This window comes from Streptomyces sp. NPDC002795, assembly GCF_042888725.1.
In the GTDB taxonomy this organism is placed as follows: Bacteria; Actinomycetota; Actinomycetes; order Streptomycetales; family Streptomycetaceae; genus Streptomyces.
This window is the reverse complement of the sequence record NZ_JBIAQB010000003.1, coordinates 320,863-344,477: the sequence shown is the minus strand read 5'-3', so window position 1 is coordinate 344,477 and position 23,615 is coordinate 320,863. Positions and strand designations below refer to the sequence as shown.

The 23,615-nt window shown below is 71.1% G+C and carries 19 protein-coding genes; 12 read left to right on the top strand and 7 right to left on the bottom strand.

Features of this window, described 5'->3' with window-relative positions; all coding sequences use genetic code 11:
• Positions 1–1,575 (bottom strand): M81 family metallopeptidase, encoded by a 1,575-nt coding sequence (locus tag ACFYWS_RS10855; RefSeq protein WP_389272724.1) that lies wholly within the window; start codon positions 1,573–1,575, stop codon positions 1–3.
• The gene (locus ACFYWS_RS10850) at positions 1,572–2,759 is read right to left on the bottom strand and encodes an ROK family protein (RefSeq protein ID WP_389272722.1); all 1,188 of its coding nucleotides are present in this window, start codon (positions 2,757–2,759) and stop codon (positions 1,572–1,574) included. The genes ACFYWS_RS10855 and ACFYWS_RS10850 overlap by 4 nt, the downstream gene beginning before the upstream one ends.
• Positions 2,760–3,002: 243 nt before the next feature.
• On the opposite strand from ACFYWS_RS10850, the gene ACFYWS_RS10845 reads away from it, so the two are divergent.
• The 5 genes from ACFYWS_RS10845 to ACFYWS_RS10825 all read left to right on the top strand — a co-directional run bounded on the left by ACFYWS_RS10845 (position 3,003) and on the right by ACFYWS_RS10825 (position 9,954).
• Entirely contained in the window at positions 3,003–4,844 is a 1,842-nt protein-coding gene (locus tag ACFYWS_RS10845) for a peptide ABC transporter substrate-binding protein (protein WP_389272719.1), read from the top strand.
• Positions 4,841–5,791: an ABC transporter permease gene (locus tag ACFYWS_RS10840; RefSeq protein WP_389272715.1), complete on the top strand. Its 951-nt coding sequence runs from the start codon at positions 4,841–4,843 to the stop codon at positions 5,789–5,791. Before ACFYWS_RS10845 ends, ACFYWS_RS10840 begins: the two co-directional genes overlap by 4 nt.
• On the top strand, positions 5,788–6,693 hold the full coding sequence (locus ACFYWS_RS10835; RefSeq protein ID WP_389272712.1) for an ABC transporter permease: 906 nt from the start codon (positions 5,788–5,790) through the stop codon (positions 6,691–6,693). Before ACFYWS_RS10840 ends, ACFYWS_RS10835 begins: the two co-directional genes overlap by 4 nt.
• Positions 6,690–8,774, top strand: a complete 2,085-nt coding sequence (locus ACFYWS_RS10830) for a dipeptide ABC transporter ATP-binding protein (RefSeq protein WP_389272709.1) — start codon at positions 6,690–6,692, stop codon at positions 8,772–8,774. The genes ACFYWS_RS10835 and ACFYWS_RS10830 overlap by 4 nt, the downstream gene beginning before the upstream one ends.
• Before the next feature lie 91 nt (positions 8,775–8,865).
• Positions 8,866–9,954 (top strand): WD40/YVTN/BNR-like repeat-containing protein, encoded by a 1,089-nt coding sequence (locus ACFYWS_RS10825; protein ID WP_389272706.1) that lies wholly within the window; start codon positions 8,866–8,868, stop codon positions 9,952–9,954.
• 48 nt (positions 9,955–10,002) lie between these two features.
• On the opposite strand, the gene ACFYWS_RS10820 is transcribed toward ACFYWS_RS10825, so the two are convergent.
• The 5 genes from ACFYWS_RS10820 to ACFYWS_RS10800 are packed head-to-tail and all read right to left on the bottom strand — an operon-like array spanning position 10,003 to position 15,566.
• On the bottom strand, positions 10,003–10,908 hold the full coding sequence (locus ACFYWS_RS10820; protein ID WP_389272703.1) for a Gfo/Idh/MocA family protein: 906 nt from the start codon (positions 10,906–10,908) through the stop codon (positions 10,003–10,005).
• Positions 10,905–12,146, bottom strand: coding sequence for an ROK family protein (locus tag ACFYWS_RS10815; protein ID WP_389272700.1), 1,242 nt, complete (start codon positions 12,144–12,146; stop codon positions 10,905–10,907). Before ACFYWS_RS10815 ends, ACFYWS_RS10820 begins: the two co-directional genes overlap by 4 nt.
• A 39-nt stretch (positions 12,147–12,185) precedes the next feature.
• Positions 12,186–13,052: a carbohydrate ABC transporter permease gene (locus ACFYWS_RS10810; protein WP_389274063.1), complete on the bottom strand. Its 867-nt coding sequence runs from the start codon at positions 13,050–13,052 to the stop codon at positions 12,186–12,188.
• Between the two features lie 32 nt (positions 13,053–13,084).
• Positions 13,085–14,107, bottom strand: coding sequence for a carbohydrate ABC transporter permease (locus ACFYWS_RS10805; protein WP_389272697.1), 1,023 nt, complete (start codon positions 14,105–14,107; stop codon positions 13,085–13,087).
• A gap of 52 nt (positions 14,108–14,159) precedes the next feature.
• Positions 14,160–15,566, bottom strand: coding sequence for an ABC transporter substrate-binding protein (locus tag ACFYWS_RS10800; protein ID WP_389272694.1), 1,407 nt, complete (start codon positions 15,564–15,566; stop codon positions 14,160–14,162).
• A gap of 130 nt (positions 15,567–15,696) precedes the next feature.
• Between ACFYWS_RS10800 and ACFYWS_RS10795 the strand changes: the two genes are divergently transcribed.
• The 7 genes from ACFYWS_RS10795 (at position 15,697) to ACFYWS_RS10765 (ending at position 23,590) form a co-directional block, all read left to right on the top strand.
• Complete coding sequence (locus tag ACFYWS_RS10795; RefSeq protein ID WP_389272691.1) at positions 15,697–16,743, top strand: zinc-binding alcohol dehydrogenase; 1,047 nt, start codon at positions 15,697–15,699, stop codon at positions 16,741–16,743.
• 47 nt (positions 16,744–16,790) lie between these two features.
• Positions 16,791–17,591, top strand: a complete 801-nt coding sequence (locus tag ACFYWS_RS10790; protein ID WP_389272688.1) for a sugar phosphate isomerase/epimerase family protein — start codon at positions 16,791–16,793, stop codon at positions 17,589–17,591.
• Positions 17,588–18,937: a trehalase family glycosidase gene (locus tag ACFYWS_RS10785; RefSeq protein ID WP_389272685.1), complete on the top strand. Its 1,350-nt coding sequence runs from the start codon at positions 17,588–17,590 to the stop codon at positions 18,935–18,937. Before ACFYWS_RS10790 ends, ACFYWS_RS10785 begins: the two co-directional genes overlap by 4 nt.
• Positions 18,934–20,823, top strand: coding sequence for a glycogen debranching N-terminal domain-containing protein (locus ACFYWS_RS10780; RefSeq protein WP_389272682.1), 1,890 nt, complete (start codon positions 18,934–18,936; stop codon positions 20,821–20,823). Before ACFYWS_RS10785 ends, ACFYWS_RS10780 begins: the two co-directional genes overlap by 4 nt.
• 48 nt (positions 20,824–20,871) lie before the next feature.
• On the top strand, positions 20,872–21,549 hold the full coding sequence (locus ACFYWS_RS10775) for a uracil-DNA glycosylase (protein ID WP_389272679.1): 678 nt from the start codon (positions 20,872–20,874) through the stop codon (positions 21,547–21,549).
• Positions 21,546–22,514 (top strand): N-acetylglucosamine kinase, encoded by a 969-nt coding sequence (locus ACFYWS_RS10770; RefSeq protein WP_389272676.1) that lies wholly within the window; start codon positions 21,546–21,548, stop codon positions 22,512–22,514. The genes ACFYWS_RS10775 and ACFYWS_RS10770 overlap by 4 nt, the downstream gene beginning before the upstream one ends.
• Before the next feature lie 140 nt (positions 22,515–22,654).
• Positions 22,655–23,590: a sirohydrochlorin chelatase gene (locus tag ACFYWS_RS10765; protein ID WP_389272673.1), complete on the top strand. Its 936-nt coding sequence runs from the start codon at positions 22,655–22,657 to the stop codon at positions 23,588–23,590.
• The last annotated feature ends 25 nt before the right edge of the window (positions 23,591–23,615 follow it).

Sequence of the window (23,615 nt, the reverse complement as noted above, 5' to 3'; positions counted from 1 at the left end):
CTACAGCAGGGTGGGCGTGAGGTCGGGGCCCGCCCCGACCTCGTACGCGTCCTCGTCGAACGGGTACAGGGGGCGCTCCACCCGGTGGTGTCCCAGGCGCAGCAGGTCTTGGTCGACGCCGCCGGGGGTGAGCGCGAGCAGCCAGTCTGCGGCCATGTCGTGCAGCTCCGGCTCCAGGTAGCCGATCTTGACGACGACCACGTCGTACGTCCGCGGGTCGATGCCGAGGCCGCCCTCGGCCGGGCCGGTGAAGTCGGCGAGCGTGTGGAACGGCTTGCGGCGCTCCACGAGGATCACGGTGAGGCCGCCGACGCGGACGGCCGCCATGTCGACACCGCGGTCGTACGCCCCGCCCTCCGCGCGGTCCTTCTGGTCGGCCGCGCGCTGCAACGCCTCGACGGTGCCGGTGAGTTCGTAGGGACCGCCGTGGTTCGCGTCGACCTTGCCGCCGACGGAGAGCGTCACCTCGGCGCCCACCCCGGCCTCGAAGCAGCGGGCGACGGCGACCGGGTCGGTGATGCCGGGGTGCACGGCCGTGACCTTCCCGGTGCGGATCGCGTCGTTCTCCAGCAGCTTGCCCAGCATGTACGCGAGGTCGCCCGCGCCGCCCGCGGTCGGGTTGTCGCCGGAGTCGCTGATGAGGAAGGGCCGCTTGTCGGAGGCGACGGCCTTCTCGACGCACTCCTCGGCGCTGCCGGTCGGGCCGACGAAGAGGAAGTCCTTGCGGGCGTCCCAGTAGCGGCGGGCCAGCGACTCGGCTTCCTGCGCCGCCAGCTCGGCGTCCTCGCCGGTGACGACGATGGCCGCCTTGCAGCGCGGTTCGTCGGCCCAGGCGTAGCCGACCCACATCGCGGCGTCGAGGATGCCGTCCTTCTTCTCGATGTCGGCGAGCGAGGCGTAGAGGGACTTCGCGGGCTCCAGGCGGGTGCTGGTCTTCTCGCCGGGCAGCAGGACCGGGACCTGGACCCAGGCGCGGTGCGGGCGGGCGCCCTCGCGCAGGCAGTGCACGAGGTTGCGGGCGGCGCGTTCGCGGGTGTCCCAGGCGTCCTCGTGCGGGGCGAGGCGGTGCGCGGTGAGCAGGTCGATGGGCTCGGCGAAGCGGCGCGAGACGTTGCCGTGCAGGTCCATGCCGGTGGAGATCATCGGGCGGCCCCGGGCCGGGTCGTCCGGGGTGCCGTTGTGGTCGAGCGCCGCGCGGACCGCCTCGGTGAGGTCGCCCTCGGCGTCGGTGAGGCCGATGACGCTCATGGCGCCGTGGATGTCGTAGACGAGACCGTCGAGCGGGCCCGCCTCCCGTATGCGGGTGACGAGTTCGTCCTTGAGGATCAGGTACGACTCGGCCTCCACCGGGCCGCCGGGCAGCGAGGTCGCGTGCAGCAGCGGCACCCACTCGACCGTGTCGGCGAGGTCCGAGTCTCCTTGCGTCCACGTGTAGCGGTCGAGGAGGTCCTGGCCGCGCGTCTGCCGGAAGTCGTCGGCGGTGGAGCGGTGCGGGCAGAACGTGGAGGACTCGATGCCGATGCCGCCGATGCCGATGCGCAGGCGGCGGCCGGTGATCGGGGTGGTGCTCGTCATGCGTGGACGCTCTCTTCCTTCAGGGCGGTGGCGGTGGACGACAGGTTCTGGTGCAGCGCGGTGAGGCCCGCGCCGAGCAGGCCCGCGTCGCGGCCCGCGGCCGTCGTGGTGATCTCCAGGTCTGCCGTGGCGAGCGGCAGGCAGCGCTCGTAGAGCACGCCGCGAACGGCGGCCACGAGGGGTTCGGCGGTGGCGAGGACGCCGCCGATGGCGACGGCCCGCGGGTTGAAGAAGTTCACGACGACGGAGAGCACGGTGCCGATGTGCCGTCCGGCGGCGCGTACGAGGGTGGTGGCGACGGGGTCGCCGTCGGCGACGAGCTGGAGCAGCTCGGTGGTGTTCGCCACGTCGACGCCTCGCGCCGCGAGTTCGCGGATGAGGGCGGCGCCGCTCGCGACGGTCTCCAGGCAGCCGATGTTCCCGCAGGAGCAGGGCCGCTCACCGGCCTCCTCGACGCGGACGTGGCTGATGTCGCCGGCGCTTCCGTTGGCTCCGTCGTGCGGCCTGCCCGCGACGATGACGCCGCTGCCGATGCCGCGTCCCGCCTTCACGACGACGATGTGGTCGAGCTCGGGCCGGGAGGTGCGGTGCTCGCCGACCGCCATCATCGTGGCGTCGTTGGCGACGGTCACCGGCATGCCGAGCCGCTCGGCGAGGACGTCGCGCAGCGGGTAGCGGTGCCAGCCCGGCATCCGCGAGGGGCTCAGCACACGGCCGTCCGCCGGGTCGACGGGGCCCGGGAAGGAGACGCCGAGAGCGCGCACGGTCCGCCCCGACTCCCGCTGCTTCTCGGCGAGCCGGGCCACCTGGGCGCAGAGCCAGTCGACGGCGGACTCGGGTCCCGCGGTGATGTCGTGCGGCAGGTCGACGGCGTCGTGCACGGCCGCGCCGAGGTCGACGGCGCCGAGCCGCGCGTGCCGGCTGCCGAGGTCGGCGGCGAGCGCGACGCCGCCCTGCGCCTTGACCCGCAGCAGCCGGGGCCTGCGTCCGCCGCGCGAGGCGCCCTCGCCGGACTCGGTGAGCACGCCCTGGGCCACCAGCTCCTGCACGCGCAGCGAGACGGTGGAGGGCGCGAGGCCCAGTTCCCTGACGAGGTCGGCGCGGGAGGAGGCGGCTCCGGACGAGACGAGCCGGAGTATGTGCCGGGCCGAACCCGGCTCGCCTTCGTTCGCGGTGTCCGTCATCCGGTCCCCCTGGGGTCGTGCTCCGATGCGTACTTACTTCGAGGTGTACTTACTTCGATGAGTTCGTTCGATGCTGGACCGAACAGTAACCATCAGCGAACCAAGTTCGCCAGCCCCCGGGGTTTTTGGATTACTTTCCGAATGAACCTATTGACTTGCTTCGAACGGTCGACTTAGCGTTCGGGCGCCCCTCGTCGAATCTTCACACGGGGCCGGATCCCGTCCCCTTGGAGGCCCTTCGGCATGCGTTCCCTCAGGTCAAAGGCGTCCGCGGCGCTCGCCCTAGCGGCGGCGCTCGTGGCGCTCACCGGCTGTACGCACGAAGCCGGCAGCATCGCCATGGGCCGCACGGGCGGCACTCCCGTCGAGGGCGGCACGGCCACCATGGCCCTGCCGCCCGCCGCGACCCCGAACTGGATCTTCCCGATCGGCGCCCCCGGCTACGGCGCCTCCTACAACTACGCGATCCTGAGCCAGCTCTTCACCCCCGTGTACGACGCCGTGCAGGACAAGGGCGAACTGGTCACCCACGGCCCGAGCACGCTGGGCCTTGAGCCGAAGTACAGCGACGGCAACAAGACGGTCACCGTGCCGCTGCGCAAGAGCCTCACGTGGTCCGACGGAAACGAAGTGACCTCGCGCGACGTCGAGTTCTGGTTCAACCTCGTCAAGGCGAACAAAGCCGACTGGGGCAGCTACTCGGTCGGCACCATGCCGGACAACGTGAAGAAGTTCGAGGTCGTCGACGACCACACGGTGCGGCTCCATCTGGACCGGGCGTACAACCCGGACTGGTTCACGGCGAACCAGCTCTCCCTCATGCGCGCCATGCCCCAGCACGCCTGGGACGCCACGAAGGACGGCGGCGAGATCGGCGATCACGACCGCACCACGAAGGGCGCCAAGGCCGTCTTCGCCCGGCTCACCCAGCACGCCAAGAGCCTCGGCTCGTACGGCAGCGACCCGCTGTGGAAGACCGTCAACGGGCCCTGGAAGCTGGCCGGCTGGCAGGACAACGGGCAGGTGACACTCGTCCCGAACGAGAAGTACACGGGTCCGAAGTCGGAGCGCCCGCACCTCGACAAGGTCGTCTTCAAGCCGTTCACCACCGCCGACTCCGAGTACAACGTGCTGCGCTCCGGTGGCGTCGACTACGGCTACATCCCGCCCTCGGTGATGGCGCAGAAGGAGAAGTTCGAGGACAAGGGGTACCGCGTCGACCCGTGGGAGGGCTGGGCGGCCACCTACATCGTCTACAACTTCAACTCCACGCACGCGGGCCCGGAGATGAACCAGCTCTACATCCGGCAGGCGATGCAGCATCTCGTCGACCAGAAGGCGATGAGCAAGGTCATCTGGCAGGGCAGCGCGACCTCGACGCTCGGCCCGGTCCCGGTCACGCCGAAGAGCCAGTACCTGTCGAAGGAGATGGCGCACAACCAGTACCCGTTCTCCGTCTCCAAGGCCAGGTCGCTGCTGTCGGCGCACGGCTGGAAGACGGTCGACGGCACGGCGCGCTGCGTACGGCCCGGCACGGCTGACGACGAGTGCGGCAAGGGCATCGGGAAGAACGACCCGCTGGAGCTGACCCTGCTCTCGCAGTCCGGGTCGACCGAGACGACGAACATGATGCAGGAGCTCAAGTCCTCGCTCAGCAAGGCCGGCATCGACCTCAGCGTGCGTCAGCAGCCGCTCAACTCCGTGCTCGGCAACTCCGTCCCCTGCAAGGCGAAGGACCCCGGCTGCACCTGGGACATGTCCTTCTTCGGCACGGCGGGCAGCTGGTACTACCCGCTCAACCCGAGTGGCGAGCAGCTCTTCTCCACCGGAGCCTCCTCCAACTTCGGCAACTACAGCGACAAGAAGGCCGACAGCCTCATCCGCGCCGTGCAGTACGCGCCCGACATGAAGGCCGTCCATGAGTACGGCGAGTACCTGGCGGAGCAGCTGCCGGTGATGTGGATGCCGAACCCCGCGTACCAGGTGTCGGTGATCCGCAACGATCTGCGCGGCGTCGAGCAGAACCCGACCGTGACGTTCGCACCGTCGCACTGGTACTACGTCAAGAAGGGAGCCGAGAAGTGACCGGCTTTCTGGTCAAGCGTTTCCTTCAGGCGCTCGTCGTCCTGTTCCTCGTCTCGATCATCGTGTTCACCCTGCTGCACCTGCTGCCGGGCGGCCCCGCGCGCGCGATCCTCGGCCCCAAGGGGACGCCGCAGCAGATCGAGCACTTCAACCACGTGCAGGGCTACGACCGTTCGCTGCCGACGCAGTACCTGATGTACATGAAGCGCCTGGTGACGGGCGACCTCGGCGAGTCGTACAAGCTCAACTCGCCGGTGCTCGACCTGCTCACCCAGCGCCTGCCGAAGACGCTCCTGCTCACCCTCATGTCGACGGTGCTCGCGGTGATCATCGCGGTGCCGCTCGGCCTGCTCCAGGCGGTGCGGCGCGGCAAGGCGTCCGACTACGCGCTGACCGGTCTCGCGTTCCTGATGTACGCGACGCCCGTGTTCTTCCTCGGCCTCATCATGATCATCCTGTTCGCGCAGGTGCTGCCGATCTTCCCCGCGGAGGCCCCGCAGGGCGAGACGATCGGCCAACTGCTCGGCGACATACCGGGGTTGATCCTTCCGGTCGTGACGATGGCCTTCGGCATCGTGGCCATGTTCAGCCGGTACATGCGCTCGGCGGTCCTCGACAACCTCACCGAGGAATACGTGCGCACGGCCATGGCGAAGGGCCAGTCGAGCCGCCGGATCATGGTCAAGCACGTGCTGCGCAACGCCCTGATCCCGCTCGCCACCCTCCTCGGCCTGTATCTGCCGACCCTGTTCAGCGGCGCCCTCGTCGTCGAGTCGATGTTCAACTACCCCGGCATGGGGCTGCTGTTCTGGAACGCCGCGCAGGGCTCGGACTTCCCCGTCCTCCTCGGCGTGACCCTCGTCGTCGGCATCGCGACCGTCCTCGGCTCGCTGCTCACCGACATCCTGTACGCCGTCCTCGACCCGCGGATCCGGAGCGTGTCATGACCACCGCTGTGACGACCTCTGCCATACCCGGGCAGGAGGAGACCGCGCAGGCCACGCCCTCGCTCGCCCGCCGCACCCTGCGCGTGTTCACGGGCAACAAGCTGGCGCTGGGCGGCGTCATCCTGCTCGCACTACTCCTGGCCTTCTGCTACCTGGGCCCACTGGTCCACCCGACGGAGCAGATCCACACGGACCTGTCCCAGGCGAACCTCGCGCCGGGCACGTCCGGTCACCTCCTGGGCACCACCGACCTCGGCTACGACATGGTGGGCCGGCTCATGGTCGCGGGGCAGACGTCCCTCGAGATCGGCCTGGCGGCAGGCCTGCTGGCGACCCTGTTCGGCACCGTGTACGGCGCCGTCGCCGGGTACTTCGGCGGCTGGGTCGACGCGGCGATGATGCGGATCACCGACGCCGCGCTCGCCATTCCGGCGATGTTCCTCCTCGTGGTCGTGGCCGCGATCATCACGCCCAGCAAGGGCATCCTGATCCTCATCATCGCGGGCGTCGCCTGGCTCTCCCCCGCCCGCCTGGTGCGCGGCGAGGCGCTGTCGCTGCGCAACCGGGAGTACGTACAGGCGATGCGGATGATGGGCGGTGGCGGCGCGCGTGCGGTCTTCAAGCACATCGTCCCGAACGCCATCGGCACGGTCATCGTCAACTGCACGTTCCAGATCGCCGACGCCATCCTCTACGTCAGCTACCTGGCCTTCCTCGGCCTGTCGATCCCGCCGCCGTCCGCCGACTGGGGCTCGATGCTGTCCGCCGGCATCACCTACACGCAGAACGGCTACTGGTGGCTGATCTTCCCGCCGGGCATCGCGATCGTCCTGGTCGTCGCCGCGTTCAACTTCATCGGCGACGGACTGCGCGACGCGTTCGAAGTACGGCTGCGCAAGTGACGTACGAACCAAGGGATTTGACCGGCGAGAAGGGCCGCACCACGACCATGACGACTCCCCTGCTCCGCATCGAGGACCTCCGCGTCGACATCTCCACGCGCGACCGTACGGTGCACGCCCTCGACGGCGTCTCCCTCGAACTCGCGCCCGGGGAAGCCCTGGGCATCGTCGGCGAGTCCGGCTGCGGAAAGACCATGACAGCGCTCAGCGTCCTCGGCCTGCTGCCGCCCGGCGGCGAGGTGACCGGCGGACGCGTCATGTTCGAAGGACAGGACCTGGCGGCGGCGCCCGCGCCGGTCCTCCAGGACGTGCGCGGCAACACCATCGGCATGGTGTTCCAGGACCCGCTGACCTCCCTGAACCCGACGATGACGATCGGCGCGCAGGTCGCCGAGCCGCTCCTGCTGCACCGGGACGTGTCCAGGAAGGAGGCGTGGGCGCGCGCCGAGGAAACGCTGCGCCTCGTCGGCATGCCGCAGCCGGCCGAGCGGATGAAGGCGTATCCGCACCAGCTGTCCGGCGGCATGCGCCAGCGCGTCGCCATCGCCATGGCGCTGGTCTGCGAGCCGAAGCTGCTGATCGCGGACGAGCCCACGACGGCACTCGACGTGACGACGCAGCACCAGATCCTGGAGCTCATCGACGGCCTGCGCGAGCGGCTCGGCATGGCGATGATCCTGGTCACGCACGACCTCGGCGTCATCGCGAACCGGGTCGACAAGGTGGCCGTGATGTACGCGGGCCAGGTGGCGGAACAGTCCGATGTACGCGGCCTGTTCGCCCGCCCCCGGCACCGCTACACGGAGGCGCTGTTCGCGGCGCTGCCCGAGCGCGCGGCGGACAACGAGACGGAACTGCACACCATCCCCGGACTGCCGCCGAGCCTGACCGTGCGGCCCACGGGGTGCCGGTTCGCGCCGCGCTGCCTGTTCGCGACGGACGACTGCCGGACGCTGGAGCCGTTCCTGGAGGAGGACGAGGCGCAGGGCGCGGACCACCGGTTCGCGTGCTTCCACCCAGTGCCACACGAGGCGGACGCCATCACACCGGACGAGGTGATCGCACCGGCCCCGCTCCCTTCCCCGTCGGCCCCCGGCGACGTCCTGGTCGAACTCGACACACTGGTCAAGGAGTTCCCGCTCAAGGGCGGCCCGTTCTCGCGCAGCAAGGGCACGGTCAGCGCGGTCGGCGGGGTGTCGCTGAGCATCCGCAAGGGCGAGACGTTCGGCATGGTCGGCGAGTCGGGCTGCGGCAAGACGACGCTCGGCCGGATCGTGGCGGGCCTGGAGGAGCCGACGGCGGGTTCCGTACGTTTCGGGGGCCGGGACCGCGCGTCGTTGTCGCGCTCCGAACGGCGGGCGCACCGCCGCGACGTCCAGCTGATGTTCCAGGACTCGACGGCGGCAATGGACCCGCGCATGCGGGTCGGCGAGATCCTGCGCGAGCCGCTCGTCATCCAGGGCGTCGGCGACAAGGCCGAGCAGGAGAAGCTGATCGGCGAACTCCTCGACGCGGTGGGCCTGCCGCGCGGCGCGGTGCACCGCTACCCGCACGAGTTCTCCGGCGGTCAGCGTCAACGCCTTGGCCTGGCACGGGCGTTGACGCTCTCCCCCGACCTGGTGGTGGCGGACGAACCGGTGTCGGCGCTCGACGTCTCGGTGCAGGCCCAGATCCTGAACCTGATGCGGGAGCTGCAACGCGAACGGGGCCTCACCTACCTCTTCATCTCGCACGACCTGGCGGTGGTCCGCTACCTCGCGGACACGGTCGGCGTGATGTACCTGGGCAAGCTGGTGGAGGTGGGCCCCGCCGAGCAGGTCTACACGCACCCGCTCCACCCCTACACGCGCGGCCTGCTCGACACGGTGAACGTGCCGGATCCGGAGGCGGCCACCGTCGGGACCCCGCTGACGGGCGAGACCCCGTCGGCGGCGAAGCCCCCGTCGGGCTGCCGGTTCCGCACGCGGTGCCCTGTCGCGCAGGACGTCTGCGCGACGACGGAGCCGCCGGTCTCGACGCCGGACTCGGCGGGCCACCAGGTGGCGTGCCACTTCCCACTGGCGGTGCCGACACCGGCCTGACCTGCGGCGACGGCTCATGCGGGGGCCATTGTCAGTGGCGGGGTGCAGACTGACCGATACCTGGAGACAACGACGTTTCGGAGGTTTCGGCATGACTGACGTACTGCTGGCAGTGGGCACCCGCAAGGGCCTCTTTCTGGGCCGCAAGCGCGATGGAGGCCCCTTCGAGTTCGACGAGAACCCGTACTTCAACGCGCAGGCGGTGTACTCGGTCGCCATCGACACCCGCGGGCAGCGACCACGGCTCCTCGCGGGCGGCGACAGCGCCCACTTCGGCCCGTCGGTCTTCCACTCGGACGACCTGGGCCGCACCTGGACCGAGCCGTCCAAGCCGGCCGTCAAGTTCCCTGAGTTCACCGGCACTTCGCTGGAGCGGGTGTGGCAGCTGCACCCCTCGGCCGCCGAACCCGACGTGGTGTACGCGGGCACGGAACCGGCGGCGCTGTACCGCTCGGAGGACCGTGGCGAGACGTTCGAGCTGTGCCGCCCGCTGTGGGAGCACCCCACGCGTTCGCAGTGGGTGCCGGGCGGGGGCGGAGAGGGCCTGCACACGATCCTGACGGACAAGCGGGATCCCCGCGCGGTGACGGTGGCCGTCTCCACGGCCGGGGTCTTCCGCACGACGGACGGCGGCGAGAGCTGGGCCCCAGCCAACTCCGGAGTGGCCGCGGTCTTCCTCCCCGACCCGAACCCCGAGTTCGGCCAGTGCGTGCACAAGGTGACGCGGGACGCCGCCGACCCCGACCGCCTCTATCTGCAGAACCACTGGGGCGTGTACCGCAGTGACGACGGCGGCGGAAAGTGGCTCGACATCGGCGAGGGCCTCCCCTCGACCTTCGGCTTCGCCGCGGCCGCGCACCCGCACCGCGGTGACACGGCGTACATCTTCCCCATCACCGCGGACATCGACCGCGTCCCGGCCGACCACCGCTGTCGCGTCTACCGCACCCAGGACGCCGGCACCACCTGGGAACCCCTCACCCACGGCCTCCCGGAGGGGGACCACTACGGCACGGTCCTGCGCGACGCCCTGTCCACGGACGACAACGACCCGGCGGGCGTCTACTTCGGCAACCGCAACGGCGAGGTGTACGCGTCGGCGGATGATGGCGACACGTGGAAGCGGGTGGCGTCGCATCTGCCGGATGTGTTGTGTGTGCGGGCGGCCGTTGTGGGGTGAGGCCGACCGGGGGTTGCGGTCGCGGGGCTCCGCCCCGGACCCCGCGCCTCAATCGCCGGCGGGGCTTTCATTGGTCGCCTGGGCCAGCAGGCGTTGCAGGTGCAGGCCCCTGTGCGCGTCCAGTTCACTGGACCGCCCCGCCCGCACCGCCTCCGCGAACTCGCGCCGCAGCACCGGCCAGCATTCCTCGTGGTCGATCTCGGCCGTGTCGTAGACCAACTCCGGGCCCGGGCCGAAGAGTTCGACGCGGGTGAGGGCGCGGTCGCGGGACACGCGGCCGGACAGCGATGCCTGGCTCACCGCGCCGTTCTCGTGTTCGCAGGTCAGCTCAAGCCAGCGGCGGGAGTCGCCCGTGGCGCGGATCGAAGCGATCGGGCCCACCGCCGCGTCGAGGAGGTCGAGGAGGTGCGGGCCGAGGTCGTAGAGGGCGCCGTGTTCCAGGCGCCAGGAGGTGGCGAAGTCGCCGCCCAGGAAGGCTCCGTGGAGGTAGCAGGAGCGGGCGCCCGTCACCTCGGTGCGGCGTGCCTGTTCGATGAAGCGGCGCGTCGTCGGGTGGTAGCGCTTCGTCAGGACGAGTTGGGAGACGACACCCGCCTCGTCGACGGCGTCCACGAGGCGTTCGGCCGATGGCAGGTCCAGCGCGAGAGGCTTCTCCAGAAGCAACGCCTTGCCCGCCTTCGCCGCCCTCGGCGCCAACTCCGCCTGCACGGATGGCGGTACGGCGAAGGCGACCGCCTCGCAGTGGTCGAGGAGTTCGTCGAAGCTCCCCGCCACCGCCGCGCCATAGGGTTCGGCCGTCGCGCGGGCCGCGTCCGTGCGGCGGGCCCAGACGGCGGTCAGCTCCGTCTCCGGGCCCGCGGCGAGCATGCGGGCGTGCATGGTGCGGGCCCAGGGACCGGCGCCGACGAGTGCGACCCGGACGGGGGCGTGGGGCCATGCGGCGTGCTCGGTCACGAGGCTCCTTCGGGGGCTTCGGGGGATTCGGCGAGCGCGCGCAGGCGGGCGTCCGCGTTCTCGGGTGCGTAGAGGACGTCGACGACCATCGCCGCCGCGCCGATCAGGCCCGCGTGGTCGCCGAGCCGGGAGGTGACGACGTCGAGGTGGGCGGTGGTGCGGGGCATCGCGCGCTGGTAGAGGAGTTCGCGTACGCCGGTGAGGAAGGGGATGCTCGCGAGGTCTCCGGCGAGCATCAGCACGCCGGGGTTGAGGAGGGTCACGACCGTGGCCAGGACCTCGCCTGCGCGCTGTCCCGCTTCGCGGGCGAGGCGGACGGCGTCGGGGTTCCCCTGTTCCAGGAGGGCCTTGACGTCGGCGCCGGTGGCGACCTCCATGCCCTGATGGGAGAGGTCCCTGGCGAGCGCCCGGCCGCTGGCCACCGCCGCCAGACAGCCGTAGGACCCGCACATGCACAGGGCGTCGGGCTTGTCGTGCAGCCGGATGTGGCCGATGTCGCCCGCGCCGCCGTCGACGCCGCGGAAGATCTCGTTGTTGACGACGACGCCCGCGCCGATGCCCGTGGACACCTTGATGAGGACGAAGGCGGCGCAGTCGGGGTGGCTCGCCTGGTGTTCGGCCAGTGCCATCAGGTTGGCGTCGTTGTCGACGAAGACGGGGATCGTCCGGCCGCCCGTCGTGTCCTCCATCGAGGCGCCGACGTGCTCGGCGTACGCCTCTCGCATTCGCTCCCTGATCGGGAAGCGGTCCCAGCCCGGCATGATCGGTGGCTGGACGACCTGCCCCGCGTCCCAGTCCACCGGGCCCGGCACCGACAGGCCGATGCCGCAGATCCGCTCGGCCGGGGTGCCGGACGTCGCGAGGAGGTCCGGGAAGCAGCGGGCAAGGCGGTCGAGCACCCGGTCGGGTCCGTCGCCGATGTCGAGGTCGACGGCCCGCTCCGCGAGGACCGTGCCGCCGAGGTCGAGCACGGCCACGCGCGCGTACCGGGTCTCCAGGTCCACCGCGAGGACGGCCGCGTGGCCGGGGTCGAAGGCGATGCGGTGCGAGGGCCGCCCGCCGGTGGACGTGCCGGTGTCCTGGCGCAGCCAGCCCGCCCGGTCGAGTTCGTCGAGGCGGAACCCCACCGTCGACCGGGACAGGCCTGTCGCGCGTTGCAGCTCGGCGCGGGTCGTGGCCCGGCCGCCGCGGATCAGCTGCAGCAGCCGCCCCGCGCTCGCCGGGCTTGGCGTACTCATCGTCGTCTTCCCCCTGTTCACCTGGGTCGTTCTCCCCGGTCAGCTCTTGTCCGCGCCGGCGGTGAGACCCTCGGTCAACAGGCGTTCCGCGGCGAAGAACAGGATTACCACGGGGATCGTCAGCACCACGGACCCGGCCATCAGCACCGTCTTGGACACCTCGATGCCGTTGGACAACTGGGCGAGGCCGAGCGACACCGTCCACTTGTCGGGGTCGGCGGCCAGGAAGAGGAGCGCGAAGAGGAATTCGTTCCACGCGATCATCAGCACGTAGAGGCCCGTCGCCATGAGCGAGGGCAGCGCCAGCGGGAGGATGACCTTCCGGACCGTCTGCAGACGGCTGCAGCCGTCGAGCGCCGCCGCCTCCTCGATCGAGACCGGGATGGTGACCAGGTAGTTCTTGAGCATGTAGATCGCGACCGGGACGGTCTGCGCCACGTACACGATCGCGAGTCCGAGGAGACTGGACGACAGGCCGATCTTCGCGAACATCACGAACAGCGGGACCGCGAGCAGCGTCGAAGGGAACATGTAGACCGCGAGGAACAGCGCGCTGACCTGGCGGTTTCCGAAGAACTTGAGGCGGCTGATGGCGTACGCGCCAGGGACTGCCGCGAGCAGGGTCAGGGCGACCGTGCCGAGGGAGACCAGGGCCGAATTGCGCAGGAGCTGGAGGAAGCCCTGGCCGCCGTCGTCGGTGGAGCGCAGCACCTCGGTGTACGTGTCGAGGGTGAACTGCTTGGCCGACACCCACAGGGAGCCGGGGTCGAGCAGCAGCGCGTCGATCGGCTTCACCGACAGCAGCAGCATGTAGTAGAAGGGCACGATCGTGATCAGCGCGAGGAACGCGATGACCACCCAGCGTGCGACGCCGAAGAACCGCTCCTCGAACCGGGCGCGTGTCATGGCCGGCCTGCGGCTACCGGTACCGGTGCTGGTCACGACTCCTCCTGGACCTTGTTGCCGAAGAACTTGAAGTACAGGCCCAGCAGGACCATGAGGGCGACGGCCAGGACGAGTGCCTGGGCGGCCGCGGCGCCGACGTCGTAGCGCGAGGTCAGGAAGTCGTAGACGCGCACGGCGGCGACGTCCGTGCCGGCGCCGCCGCCGGTCAGCAGGTAGACGTCGTCGAATTTGTTGAACGTCATGATGAAGCGCAGCACGCACAGCAGCGCGATCACGGGCATCAGCTGCGGCAGCATGACGTGCCGGAACTGCTGGGTGGGCGTGGCGCCGTCGACCTTCGCGGCTTCCTCCAGGCCGTCGGGTACCGCCTGGAGGCGGGCGAGGATGAAGAGGAAGGCGAAGGGGAAGTAGCGCCAGCACTCGAAGGCGATCACCGTGAGCAGGGCCAGCGGGATGTCGAAGTGCAGGCCGAGCAGGTGGACTTCGTAACTGCGTGTGGACAGGAACGCGATGGGGTCGTCCCAGCCGAAGAGCTTCTGGCCCCACTCGTTGACGATGCCGTACTGCGGGCTGAGCGCGACCTCCCACACGAACGCGACGGCGACGACCGGTGCCACGTACGGCAGCAGCATCGCGGCGCGCAGCAGGCCGCGCCCGCGGAAGGGCTTGCGCAGGGCGAGCGCGGCGATCAGGCCGAGGGCGACGGAGCCGAAGGTGGCGCCGACGGTGTAGATCAGCGTGGTGCCGAGGCTGGACCAGAAGCCGGCGGAGTCGAAGACCTGCGAGAAATTGCGCAGGCTCCAGTTGCCGAACAGGCCCATGTCCTGGATGTCGACGAGCTTGGCGCGCTGGAAGGCGAGCAGCACCGTCCACAGGATCGGCAGCACGACGACGACGAGGACGACGAGGAAGGTGGGGCTGACGAAGGCGAGGCCCGCGCGGTTGGTGCGGCGGCTCGCGGTCATGGGCTTACGGTCGCGGCGGCCGCCGGTCGGTGCGGGTGATCCGTCGGGCGGGTCGGTGCGCTGCTTCGCGCCGGGGGTGGTGGTAGTCATGGCGAGGCTTTCGACGAGAAGGTCACGAGGGAGGGCAGGGCGGAGGCGGCCGCTACTGCAGGGACTTCTTCAGGGCGGCGACCTCTTCCTCGGCCTCGCGCGAGGCCTCGCGGGGTGAGGTCTGGCCCGCGGTCATGGAGCCGATGGCCTTCGGTACCGGCAGTTCGCCGTTGGTGGCGCCGACCAGTGCGCCTTCGCCCTGCTCGATGCCCCAGCGGCGCAGGTCGCCGATGCCGCCTGCCAGTTGGTCGAGGACCTGCGGCGAGTAGACCTCGTCGAGGGGCTTGCGCTCGCCGACGCCGATCTTGCTGTGCCGCCAGGCGGCCATGTACTTCTCGGGCTCGTCGGCGGTGCCCCGGCGGACCGGGATCTTGCCCTCGGGGGCCTGTCCGAACCAGGACTCGTAGCCGCTGCCCATCATGTACTCGATGAACTGGCGGGAGGCGTCCGTCTCGGCGGTCTTGGTGGTGACCCAGGAGGTGATCTCGCCGAACTGTGCGGCCTTGTCGCCCTCGGCGCCCTTGAGCGCGGTGACGATGCCGGTGTTGTCGGCGAGGAACTGCTTGTCCTTGCCGCCGCACTGCGGGCAGCTGGGCAGGGCGTCCTTGCGCAGGCCCGCCAGCTCGTCGAGGAGGAACGAGGACCAGATCATCATCGACGAGCGGCCCGCGAAGTAGGTGGCGCGCGTCGAGTCGACGGTCTGGGTGCCGGGGGCTCCGTACTCGCGCGCCAGCTGGTCGTAGGTGTCGAACGCCTTGACGCAACTCGGGGAGCCGAGGGTGACCTTGCCGTGGTCGTCGACCAGCTGGCAGTTGTTGGCGAGCGCGAGGCTCTCGAAGCTCTGCGAGGTGAAGACGTCCGAGGGGTCGGTGGCGGCGGAGACGCCGTCGTGCCCCTTGGTGGTGAGCTTCTTGGCGGCCTTGACGAGCTTGCTGTACGTGTCGGGCTTGTCGAGGCCCGCCTTGGCGAAGTCGTCCTTGCGGTAGACGAGGAGCTGGAGCCAGGCGTCGGAGGGGACGCCGAGGTTGACCTTGCCGTCGCTGGTGAGCTTGAGGGCGTTCTTGTCGAACGTTCCCCGGCCCAGCTTCTTGACGATCTGCCGGGGTATGTCCGTGTTGAGCAGACCGTTGCTGTACATCTGCCAGGTCTGACCCATGGGGGCGGCGCCGATCACGTCGGGCAGCCGTCCCGAGGCCGCCGCGGACATGATGAGTTGGGGCATCTGCCCCTCGTCGACCCCGACGAGATGGACCTTGACGCCGGTCTTCTTCTCGAAGCCGTCGATGATCTTCTGCGTCGCCGCGACGCGGTCCGGGAGGTTCTCCTGGGACCACACGGTGATCTCACGGTCGGGTTTCCCCGGCCCGGTGCTGCTGGAGCAGCCGGTGAGCAGCCCTATCCCCAAGGCTGCCGTGGCGCCGACCGCGATCGCCCTCGACCGCCGCGTCCTGGTGCGCATTGCCCGTCCTCATCGCCGACTTACGTCTATCAAGGACGCATCTCAGCACTACTTTTGCCTGTTGACAAGACATAAGTTGCGGATATTGTCGACCCAACCAGCAGGCACACCACCCTTTTCGGAGTCGTCCGTGGAACGCGTCGTTCAATTCACAGGTCCCCGCCAGGTGGAGGTGGCCGAGCACGAGAGCCTGGAGCTCCCGCCGGGCCACCTGCGCGTCCACACCCGCTATTCGGGCATTTCGGCCGGCACGGAGCTGACCGCCTACCGCGGCACGAACCCCTACCTGACCCGGACCTGGGACGCCGAGGCCCGGCTGTTCCGCGACGACGAGGCCGGCATCTCGTACCCGGTCGTCGGCTGGGGCTACTCCGAGGTGGGCGAAGTCGCCGAGGTCTCCCCCGAGTTGGTGGGAACGCCCGGCATGCCCGAGGTCGGCGATCTCGTGTGGGGCATCTGGGGTCACCGCAGCGAGGGCATCGTCCCGGCCGAGCGCATGATCGGCCACACCCTCCCGGCGGGCCTCGAACCACTGGCGGGCGCCTTCGCCCGGGTCGGCGCCATCGCGTACAACGCGATCCTGGCCGGCGGCATCAACCTCGGCGAGGACGTCGCCGTGTTCGGCCAGGGCGTCATCGGCCTGATCGCCACCCGCCTCGCCCAGCTCAGCGGCGCCCGCGTCACCGCGGTCGACGCGATGGACGCCCGACTGGAATCGGCGAAGAAGTACGGCGCCCACGCCACGCTCAACGCCCGCACGGACGCCGTCGCCGAACGTATCCGCGAGGCCACCGGGGGCCGCGGCACCGACCTCGCCATCGAGATCAGCGGCGTCTACCCGGCGTTGCACCAGGCCGTGCGCTCGGTGACCGTCGGCGGCCGCGTCGTCGCCTCCGGCTTCTACCAGGGCGACGGCATGGGCCTGCGGCTCGGCGACGAGTTCCACCACAACCGCGTGGAGATCGTCTGCTCGCAGATCGGCGGAGTACCGGCCCCACTGTCCGGCCGCTGGAGCGTGGAGCGCCTCCAGCAGACGTTCCTGCGGCTCGTCGCCGAGGGACAGGTGGACGTGCAGTCCCTCGTCAGCCATGTGGTCCCGGTCGCGGACGCCGCCGACGCCTACGTTCTGCTCGACGAGCGACCCGCGGACGCCCTCCAGGTCGTCCTGGCATTCTGAGAAGTTTCGAGACGGCCCCAGAAAGGCCTGAGAGGTACCCAGAGAACATGCTGAAGATCGCTGCCCAGGAACAGCTGCTGCCCGGCGAGAGCCTCCAGCACAAGTGGGAGTTCGCGCAGGGCGCCGGGTACGACGCCATCGAGCTGCGCGCCAAGGGCGACCTGCACTTCGCCTCCCGGCTCCCCGAGCTGAAGCAGGCGCTCAAGGACGGCGTGGTCATGCCGACCGTGTGCGTCGAGATGCTGCACTTCTTCGGCGCCTTCGACGACGAACTGCGCCGCGACGCGATCGTCCAGATGAAGTCGCAGCTGTCCGTCATCGCGGAGCTCGGCGGGCTCGGCGCGCAGACCCCGGCCTCTTACGGGATGTTCTCGCGCAGGCTCCCCCCGTTCGAGCCGCCGCGCTCCGAGGAGCGGGACCGCGAGATCCTGCTCGAAGGGCTCACCGAACTCGGCGAGCACGCCTCCGCCGAGGGCGTCACGCTCTACCTCGAACCTCTCAACCGGTACGAGGACCACATGGTCAACCGCCTTGAGCAGGCCGCCGATCTGATCAAGGAGGTCGGTCTGGACGCGGTCCGGATCGGCATCGACAGCTACCACATGAACATCGAGGAGACCGACCCCGCGCAGGCGATCCTCGCCCACGCCCCCTACATCGGGCACGCCCAGGTGTCGGACTCCAACCGCTTCCAGCCGGGCGCGGGACACCTCGACTGGCAGGCGTGGCTCGGCGCCCTGCACACCGCCGGCTACGAGGGCTACCTCGCGGCCGAGTGCCGGCTGACCGGCGACCCGGCCGAGGCGGTCCGCGCCGTGCCCGCGTTCCTCAAGGGGTCCGGCGCGTGACCGCTCTCCTCGACAGGCCCGCCCGCACCGCCGCCGCGGACCTGACCCTGCGGCGCGGTGCGGGCCGGGTCCTCCTCGACAACTGGGTGGGCACGAGCACCGTGCCGTCCCGAACTCTCTATCCGCACCAATGGAGTTGGGACTCCGCGTTCATCGCGATCGGCCTGCGGCACCTGTCCGCGCGCCGGGCGCAGCGCGAGCTGGAGTCGCTGCTCGGGGCACAGTGGGGCGACGGACGTGTCCCACACATCGTGTTCAACGCGGCGGTGCCGAACGGGGCGTACTTCCCGAGCCCCGACTTCTGGCGCTCGTCCACGGCGGGCGCGGGAGTGGGCGCGCCGGTCGCGCCCGAGACGTCCGGCATCGTCCAGCCGCCCGTGCACGCGCTGGCCGCCCTGCTCGTGCACCGGGCCGACCCGGCCGAGTCGCGGCGCCGCGGCTTCCTGCCCCGGGTGTATCCGCGGCTCGTGGCCTGGCACCGCTACCTGCTCGACCGGCGTGATCTGGGCGGCGGCGGCCTCGCGGCGATCGTGCACCCGTGGGAGCCCGGCATGGACAACAGCCCTTGCTGGGACGCTCCGTTGGCCCGCATCACTCCGGCCGACCCCGGCAGCTACCGGCGCGCCGACCTCGACCACGGCCACCCGGCGGACCGCCCCACGGACCTCGACTACGGCCGCTATGTGCGGCTCGCCGTCGACTACCGCGACGCGGGGTACGACGACCGTGCTGCCGCGCATCCGTTCCGGCTCGAAGACCCGTGCGTGAACGCCCTGTTGATCGCGAGCGAGCTGGCGCTCGCCGAGATCGCGGGCTGTGTGGGCGGCGACGCGTCCGCCCACGAGGCACGGGCCGCGCGGCTCACCGACGCGCTCGTGACGCGCCTGTGGGACGACGAAGCGGGCCTGTTCCGGGCGCGTGACCTGGTCGACGACACGTTCGTGCCGGCGCGCAGTGTGGCGGGGCTCGTTCCGCTGCTGGCGCCCGGTCTGCCCGACGCCGTCGTGGACCGCCTCGTGTCGACGCTCGAAGGACCGGCCTTCCATGCCGACTCCACTGCCCTCGTGCCGAGTTACGACCTGACGGGCCCGGCCTTCGACCCGACCCGGTACTGGCGGGGCCCCGCCTGGTTCAACACCGCGTGGCTCATCGAGCGCGGCCTTCGTACCCACGGCCGGCACCTCCGCGCCGACCGTATCCGCGCCGCGTTCCTCGACACGGCGGGCGCGTCCGGCTTCGCGGAGTACGTCGACCCGACCACGGGCGCGGCGCGCGGCGCCCGCTCGTTCTCGTGGACGGCGGCGCTCGCCCTTGACCTGCTGAACTCCGAGGAGGCAGCCCGATGAGCGGCGCCACCCCACGCGTCCAGCTCGTGCGCGACGCCACGTTCGCGCACATCGACCCGGACGGTGGTGTCACCGGTACGCGCGGGGCGACGCCCGACGGGTTGTTCGTGCGCGACGCCCGGCACCTGAGCCGCTGGCAGCTCACCGTCGACGGCAGCGCGCCGGTCGTGCTCTCCCCCGTCGGGCCAGCCGGCGAGTGCGTACTCACCCCGGAGGGGACCCGCGACGCGCCGCCCGCGTACACCGTGTTCCGTCAACAGGCCGTCGCGGCGGGCGAGTTCACGGACACGTTGCAGCTGGTCAGCAACAGCCCGGACCCGCTCGTCGCCGAGGTCGTCATCACCGCGGACGCCGACTTCGCCGACACCTTCGAGCTGCGCGCGGACGAGCGCGGCTACCCCAAGCCCGGCGCGGAGCGCACGGCTCACCACACGGACACGGGCGTCGAGTTCCACTACCGCAGGGCCGACTGGCACTCCCGCACCATCGTGTCCGCGGCCCCCGCGCCCGACTCCGTGCGCGGTGAGGGACCGTACGAGCTGGTGTGGCGGCTGAGCCTGGCGCCGCACGGCAGGGCCGAGCTGCGGCTGAGCGTCACGGCGCGCCCGCACGGCGGCCCACAGCTCGTGGCGGCCCCGGTGCGCGGCGGCGAGTCCGAACTCCCCGACGTATCGGGCGACTTGGACCGGGCATGCGCCCAAGGCCTTGCGGACCTCGACCTGTTGACGATCTCCGCGCCCGGCGTGGACGGCGAGCCCGTCAGCATCCCGGCGGCCGGTGTGCCGTGGTTCCTCACCCTCTTCAGCCGGGACTCGCTGCTCACCTCGTACTTCATGCTCCCCTACCGCCCCGCCCTCGCGGCCGGCACGCTGAGCGCGCTCGCCGCCACGCAGGGGCAGGAGTACGACGCGTTCCGCGGCGAGCAGCCCGGCCGCATCGTGCACGAGACACGGCGCGGCGAGCTCGCCCACTTCGGCCAGGTGCCGTACGGGCGTTACTACGGGACGATCGACGCGACGCCGCTGTTCCTGGTGCTGCTGCACGCCCACCACGAGACGACGAAGGACGCGGCGCTCGCCGCCCGCCTGGAGACGCACGCGCGCTCCGCCGTCGACTGGATGCTCGGCGACGGCGGCCTGCGCGAGCACGGATACCTCGTCTACGAGCCGGACCCGAACGGCCTCGTCAACCAGAACTGGAAGGACTCCGCCGGCGCCATCTGCTTCAAGGACGGCACCCAGGCGGACGGTCCCATCGCCGTGTCCGAGGCCCAGGGTTACGCCTACGACGCGCTGCGCCGCACGGCCCTCCTCGCCGCGGAGGTGTGGCAGGACGACGCGTACGCAAGGGAGTTGGACCGGCTCGCCGACGAACTCCGGGCGCGCTTCGCCCGCGACTTCTGGCTTGCCGATGACGACTTCCCGGCGCTCGCCCTCGACGGGGAGGGCCGCCAGGTCGACGCGCTCGCCTCGGACGCGGGACACCTGCTGTGGTCCGGCATCCTCGACGACGACCGCGCCCGACGCGTGGGCGAGCGACTCCTCGAGGCGGACTTCTTCTCCGGCTGGGCGATCCGTACGCTCGCGGCGGGCCAGCGGCCGTACCACCCGCTGTCGTACCACCGGGGCAGCGCCTGGCCGCACGACAACGCCGTCATCGCACTCGGCCTCGCCCGCCACGGGCTCGGCGACGAACTGCGCCGGATGGCGTCCGGCCTGATCGACGCGGCGGCCGGGCACGGGCACCGGCTTCCCGAGGTGCTCGGCGGCTACGCACGCACCGACGCCGCCCGCCCGGTCCCCTACCCGCACTCCTGCTCCCCGCAGGCGTGGGCGGCGGCGACGCCGTGGGCGTTGCGCACGGCCCTTACCACGGTGGGAGGTTGACCGCGGCCGGTTGAGTGGGGATGCGAGCGCGGCAGTAGGGTGACGCCCGTGGCACCACGACCTCTGCACGAAATCGTCGAAGCGGGCTGGGCGAAGGCCCTTGAGCCCGTGGCCGGGCAGATCTCCGCGATGGGGGAATTCCTCCGCGCGGAGATCGCCGCCGGGCGCACCTACCTCCCGGCGGGCGCCAACGTGCTGCGCGCCTTCCAGCAGCCGTTCGACGACGTGCGGGTGCTGATCGTCGGGCAGGATCCCTATCCCACGCCGGGACACGCTGTCGGCCTGTCGTTCTCCGTGGCCCCGAACGTCGCCCCCCTGCCGCCCAGCCTCATCAACATCTACCGCGAGTTGAACGCGGACCTGGGCCTGCCGCAGCCCTCGAACGGGGACCTGACCCCGTGGACGCGGCAGGGTGTGCTGCTGCTGAACCGGGCGCTCACCACGGCTCCTCGGCGTCCCGCCGCGCACCGTGACAAGGGCTGGGAGCAGGTCACCGAGCAGGCGATCCGCGCCCTCGCCGCACGCGGGACGCCGCTCGTGTCGATCCTGTGGGGCCGTGACGCGCGCAATCTGCGGCCGCTGCTCAGCGACTACCCTGCGGTCGAGTCATCGCACCCCTCCCCCATGTCGGCGGACCGCGGTTTCTTCGGCTCCCGCCCGTTCAGCCGGGCCAACGACCTTCTCGAACGCCAGGGTTCGCAGCCCGTCGACTGGCGGCTGCCGTGACCCGGACCCCGGCCGAGTGGGTGCTCGGGGTGGACTCGGGCGGCTCGGGGCTCCGTGTCGCCCTCGCGCCGGTCGGCGACATCGGGCGCGCGCTGACGGCCGCTTCGTCCGTCCCGGTGCGTACGTCCGGCTCCGGTATCGACCCCGGGCACATGGTGGAACAACTGGTCCCGATGGCACGGGAGTTGCTGGGCCGCGCCGGGGATGTCGCGTTGTCCGGTGCCGCGTTGGGCGCGGCCGGGATGGCGACGCTCGGCGACGAGCTGCGGGCCGAGCTGCCGGGTGCCCTCGGGCGTGAACTGGGCGTCGAGCGGCTCGCGTTGGCCGCCGACGGTGTCACCGCGTACGCGGGTGCGCTCGGGCAGCGGCGCGGCGCGGTCGTCGCCGCGGGCACCGGGATGATCGCCCTCGGCACCGACCTCTCGAACTGGCGGCGGGCCGACGGGTGGGGGCACCTGCTCGGCGACTGCGGCGGCGGCGCGTGGATCGGTCAGGCCGGGCTCGACGCCGCGATGCGCGCCTTCGACGGGCGGCGCGGCGGAAGCAAGGCGCTTCTCGCACTCGCGGAGGAACGTTTCGGGCCCGCGATCGAGCTGCCGGGCCGGATCTACCCGCGTACCGACCGGCCGGCGGCGCTCGCCGCGTTCGCCCCCGACGTGGCGCGCTGCGCCGTCGACGACCCCGCGTCCGCCGACATCCTGCGCCGGGCCGCCGCGCACATCGCCGAGGCCGCCGCGGCGGTCTGCCCGGCCGACGGCGGTGAGGTCGCCCTGACCGGTGGCCTTTTCAAGATGGGCGAGCCACTGCTCGGCCCGCTGCGTGAAGAGCTGACCGAGCAGCTTCCGCAGGCCACGGTCGTGACCGCCATCGGCGACCCCCTGCACGGGGCTCTCGTGATCGCGTCCGCGCTCGCCACGGACGCACTCGGGCTGCCGCTGGACCGGCGCCTGCTTCATGTGCCGTAACTCACTTCGAATCCACCGCACACCCCTCCGGACCAGGACACTTACAGAATTCGTAACTGAAAGGACAATCTCGGACGGAAACCGCTCACCTGCACCCTGACCGAACAACGAAGCCGGTCGAGCCAGTAGCATGCGGCGCCATGAGCACCCCCACTGGGCCCGCATCCGGCCTGCCCGTACGAATGCCGCGACCCCGACAGTCCGGACGCCACCGTCGCCCGGAACCCGTGGCCGCCCCCGAGGGCGCGCCGTCTCTAGTGCTCGCGGTGCCCGGCACGCCCAGCGCCGCCACGCGCATGCTCGCCGACGAGGTGGTGAGCATCGCCCGGTCCGAGCTGCCCGGTCTGGACGCGCGGGTCGGCTTCGTGGAGGGTGAGCTCACCGACTTCCCGATCTCCGCGGAGTTCCCCTCGCTGGCGTCCGTGCTCGCGCACGCCGCGAAGGAGCGCACCGCCCGCTACGAGCAGGCGCTCGCGGCCGGTGTCGAGGCGCGGGAGCCGGCCGGGCCCGTCGGGGTCGTCGTGCCGCTGCTGGCGGGACCGGACAACGCCCAGCTGCGGCAGATCCGGCAGGCCATCGCCGACAGCCGCGTCGCCGCGGAGCTGACCGATGTGCTCGGACCGCACCCGCTGCTCGCGGAGGCGCTGCACGTGCGGCTCTCGGAGGCCGGCCTGGCCCGCGCCGACCGCGCCCGCCTCTTCGCCGTGACCACGGCCGCGGACGGGATCATCCTCGCCTCCATAGGCGGCGAGGAGGCGGTGCAGGCCGCCGGGATCACCGGCATGCTGCTCGCCGCGCGGCTCGCCGTGCCGGTGATGGCCGCCGCGCTCGACGAGGAGGGCGCGGTCGCCTCCATCGCGGAGCAGCTGCGCGGTTCCGGTTCGCAGCAGTTGGCGCTCGCGCCGTATCTCGTCGGCCCTGAGGTCGACCCGTCCGTGCTGGAGGCTGCCGCCAAGGACGCGGGGTGTGCGGTTGCGGAGCCGCTGGGGGCGTATCCGGCGATGGGGAAGCTCGCGCTGGCGAAGTATGCGACGGCGTTGGGGATTGCGCCTCAGCCGGTTGCCTCTGGCAGTTGAGCCGTTGGGGGTCGGGGTCCGGGGT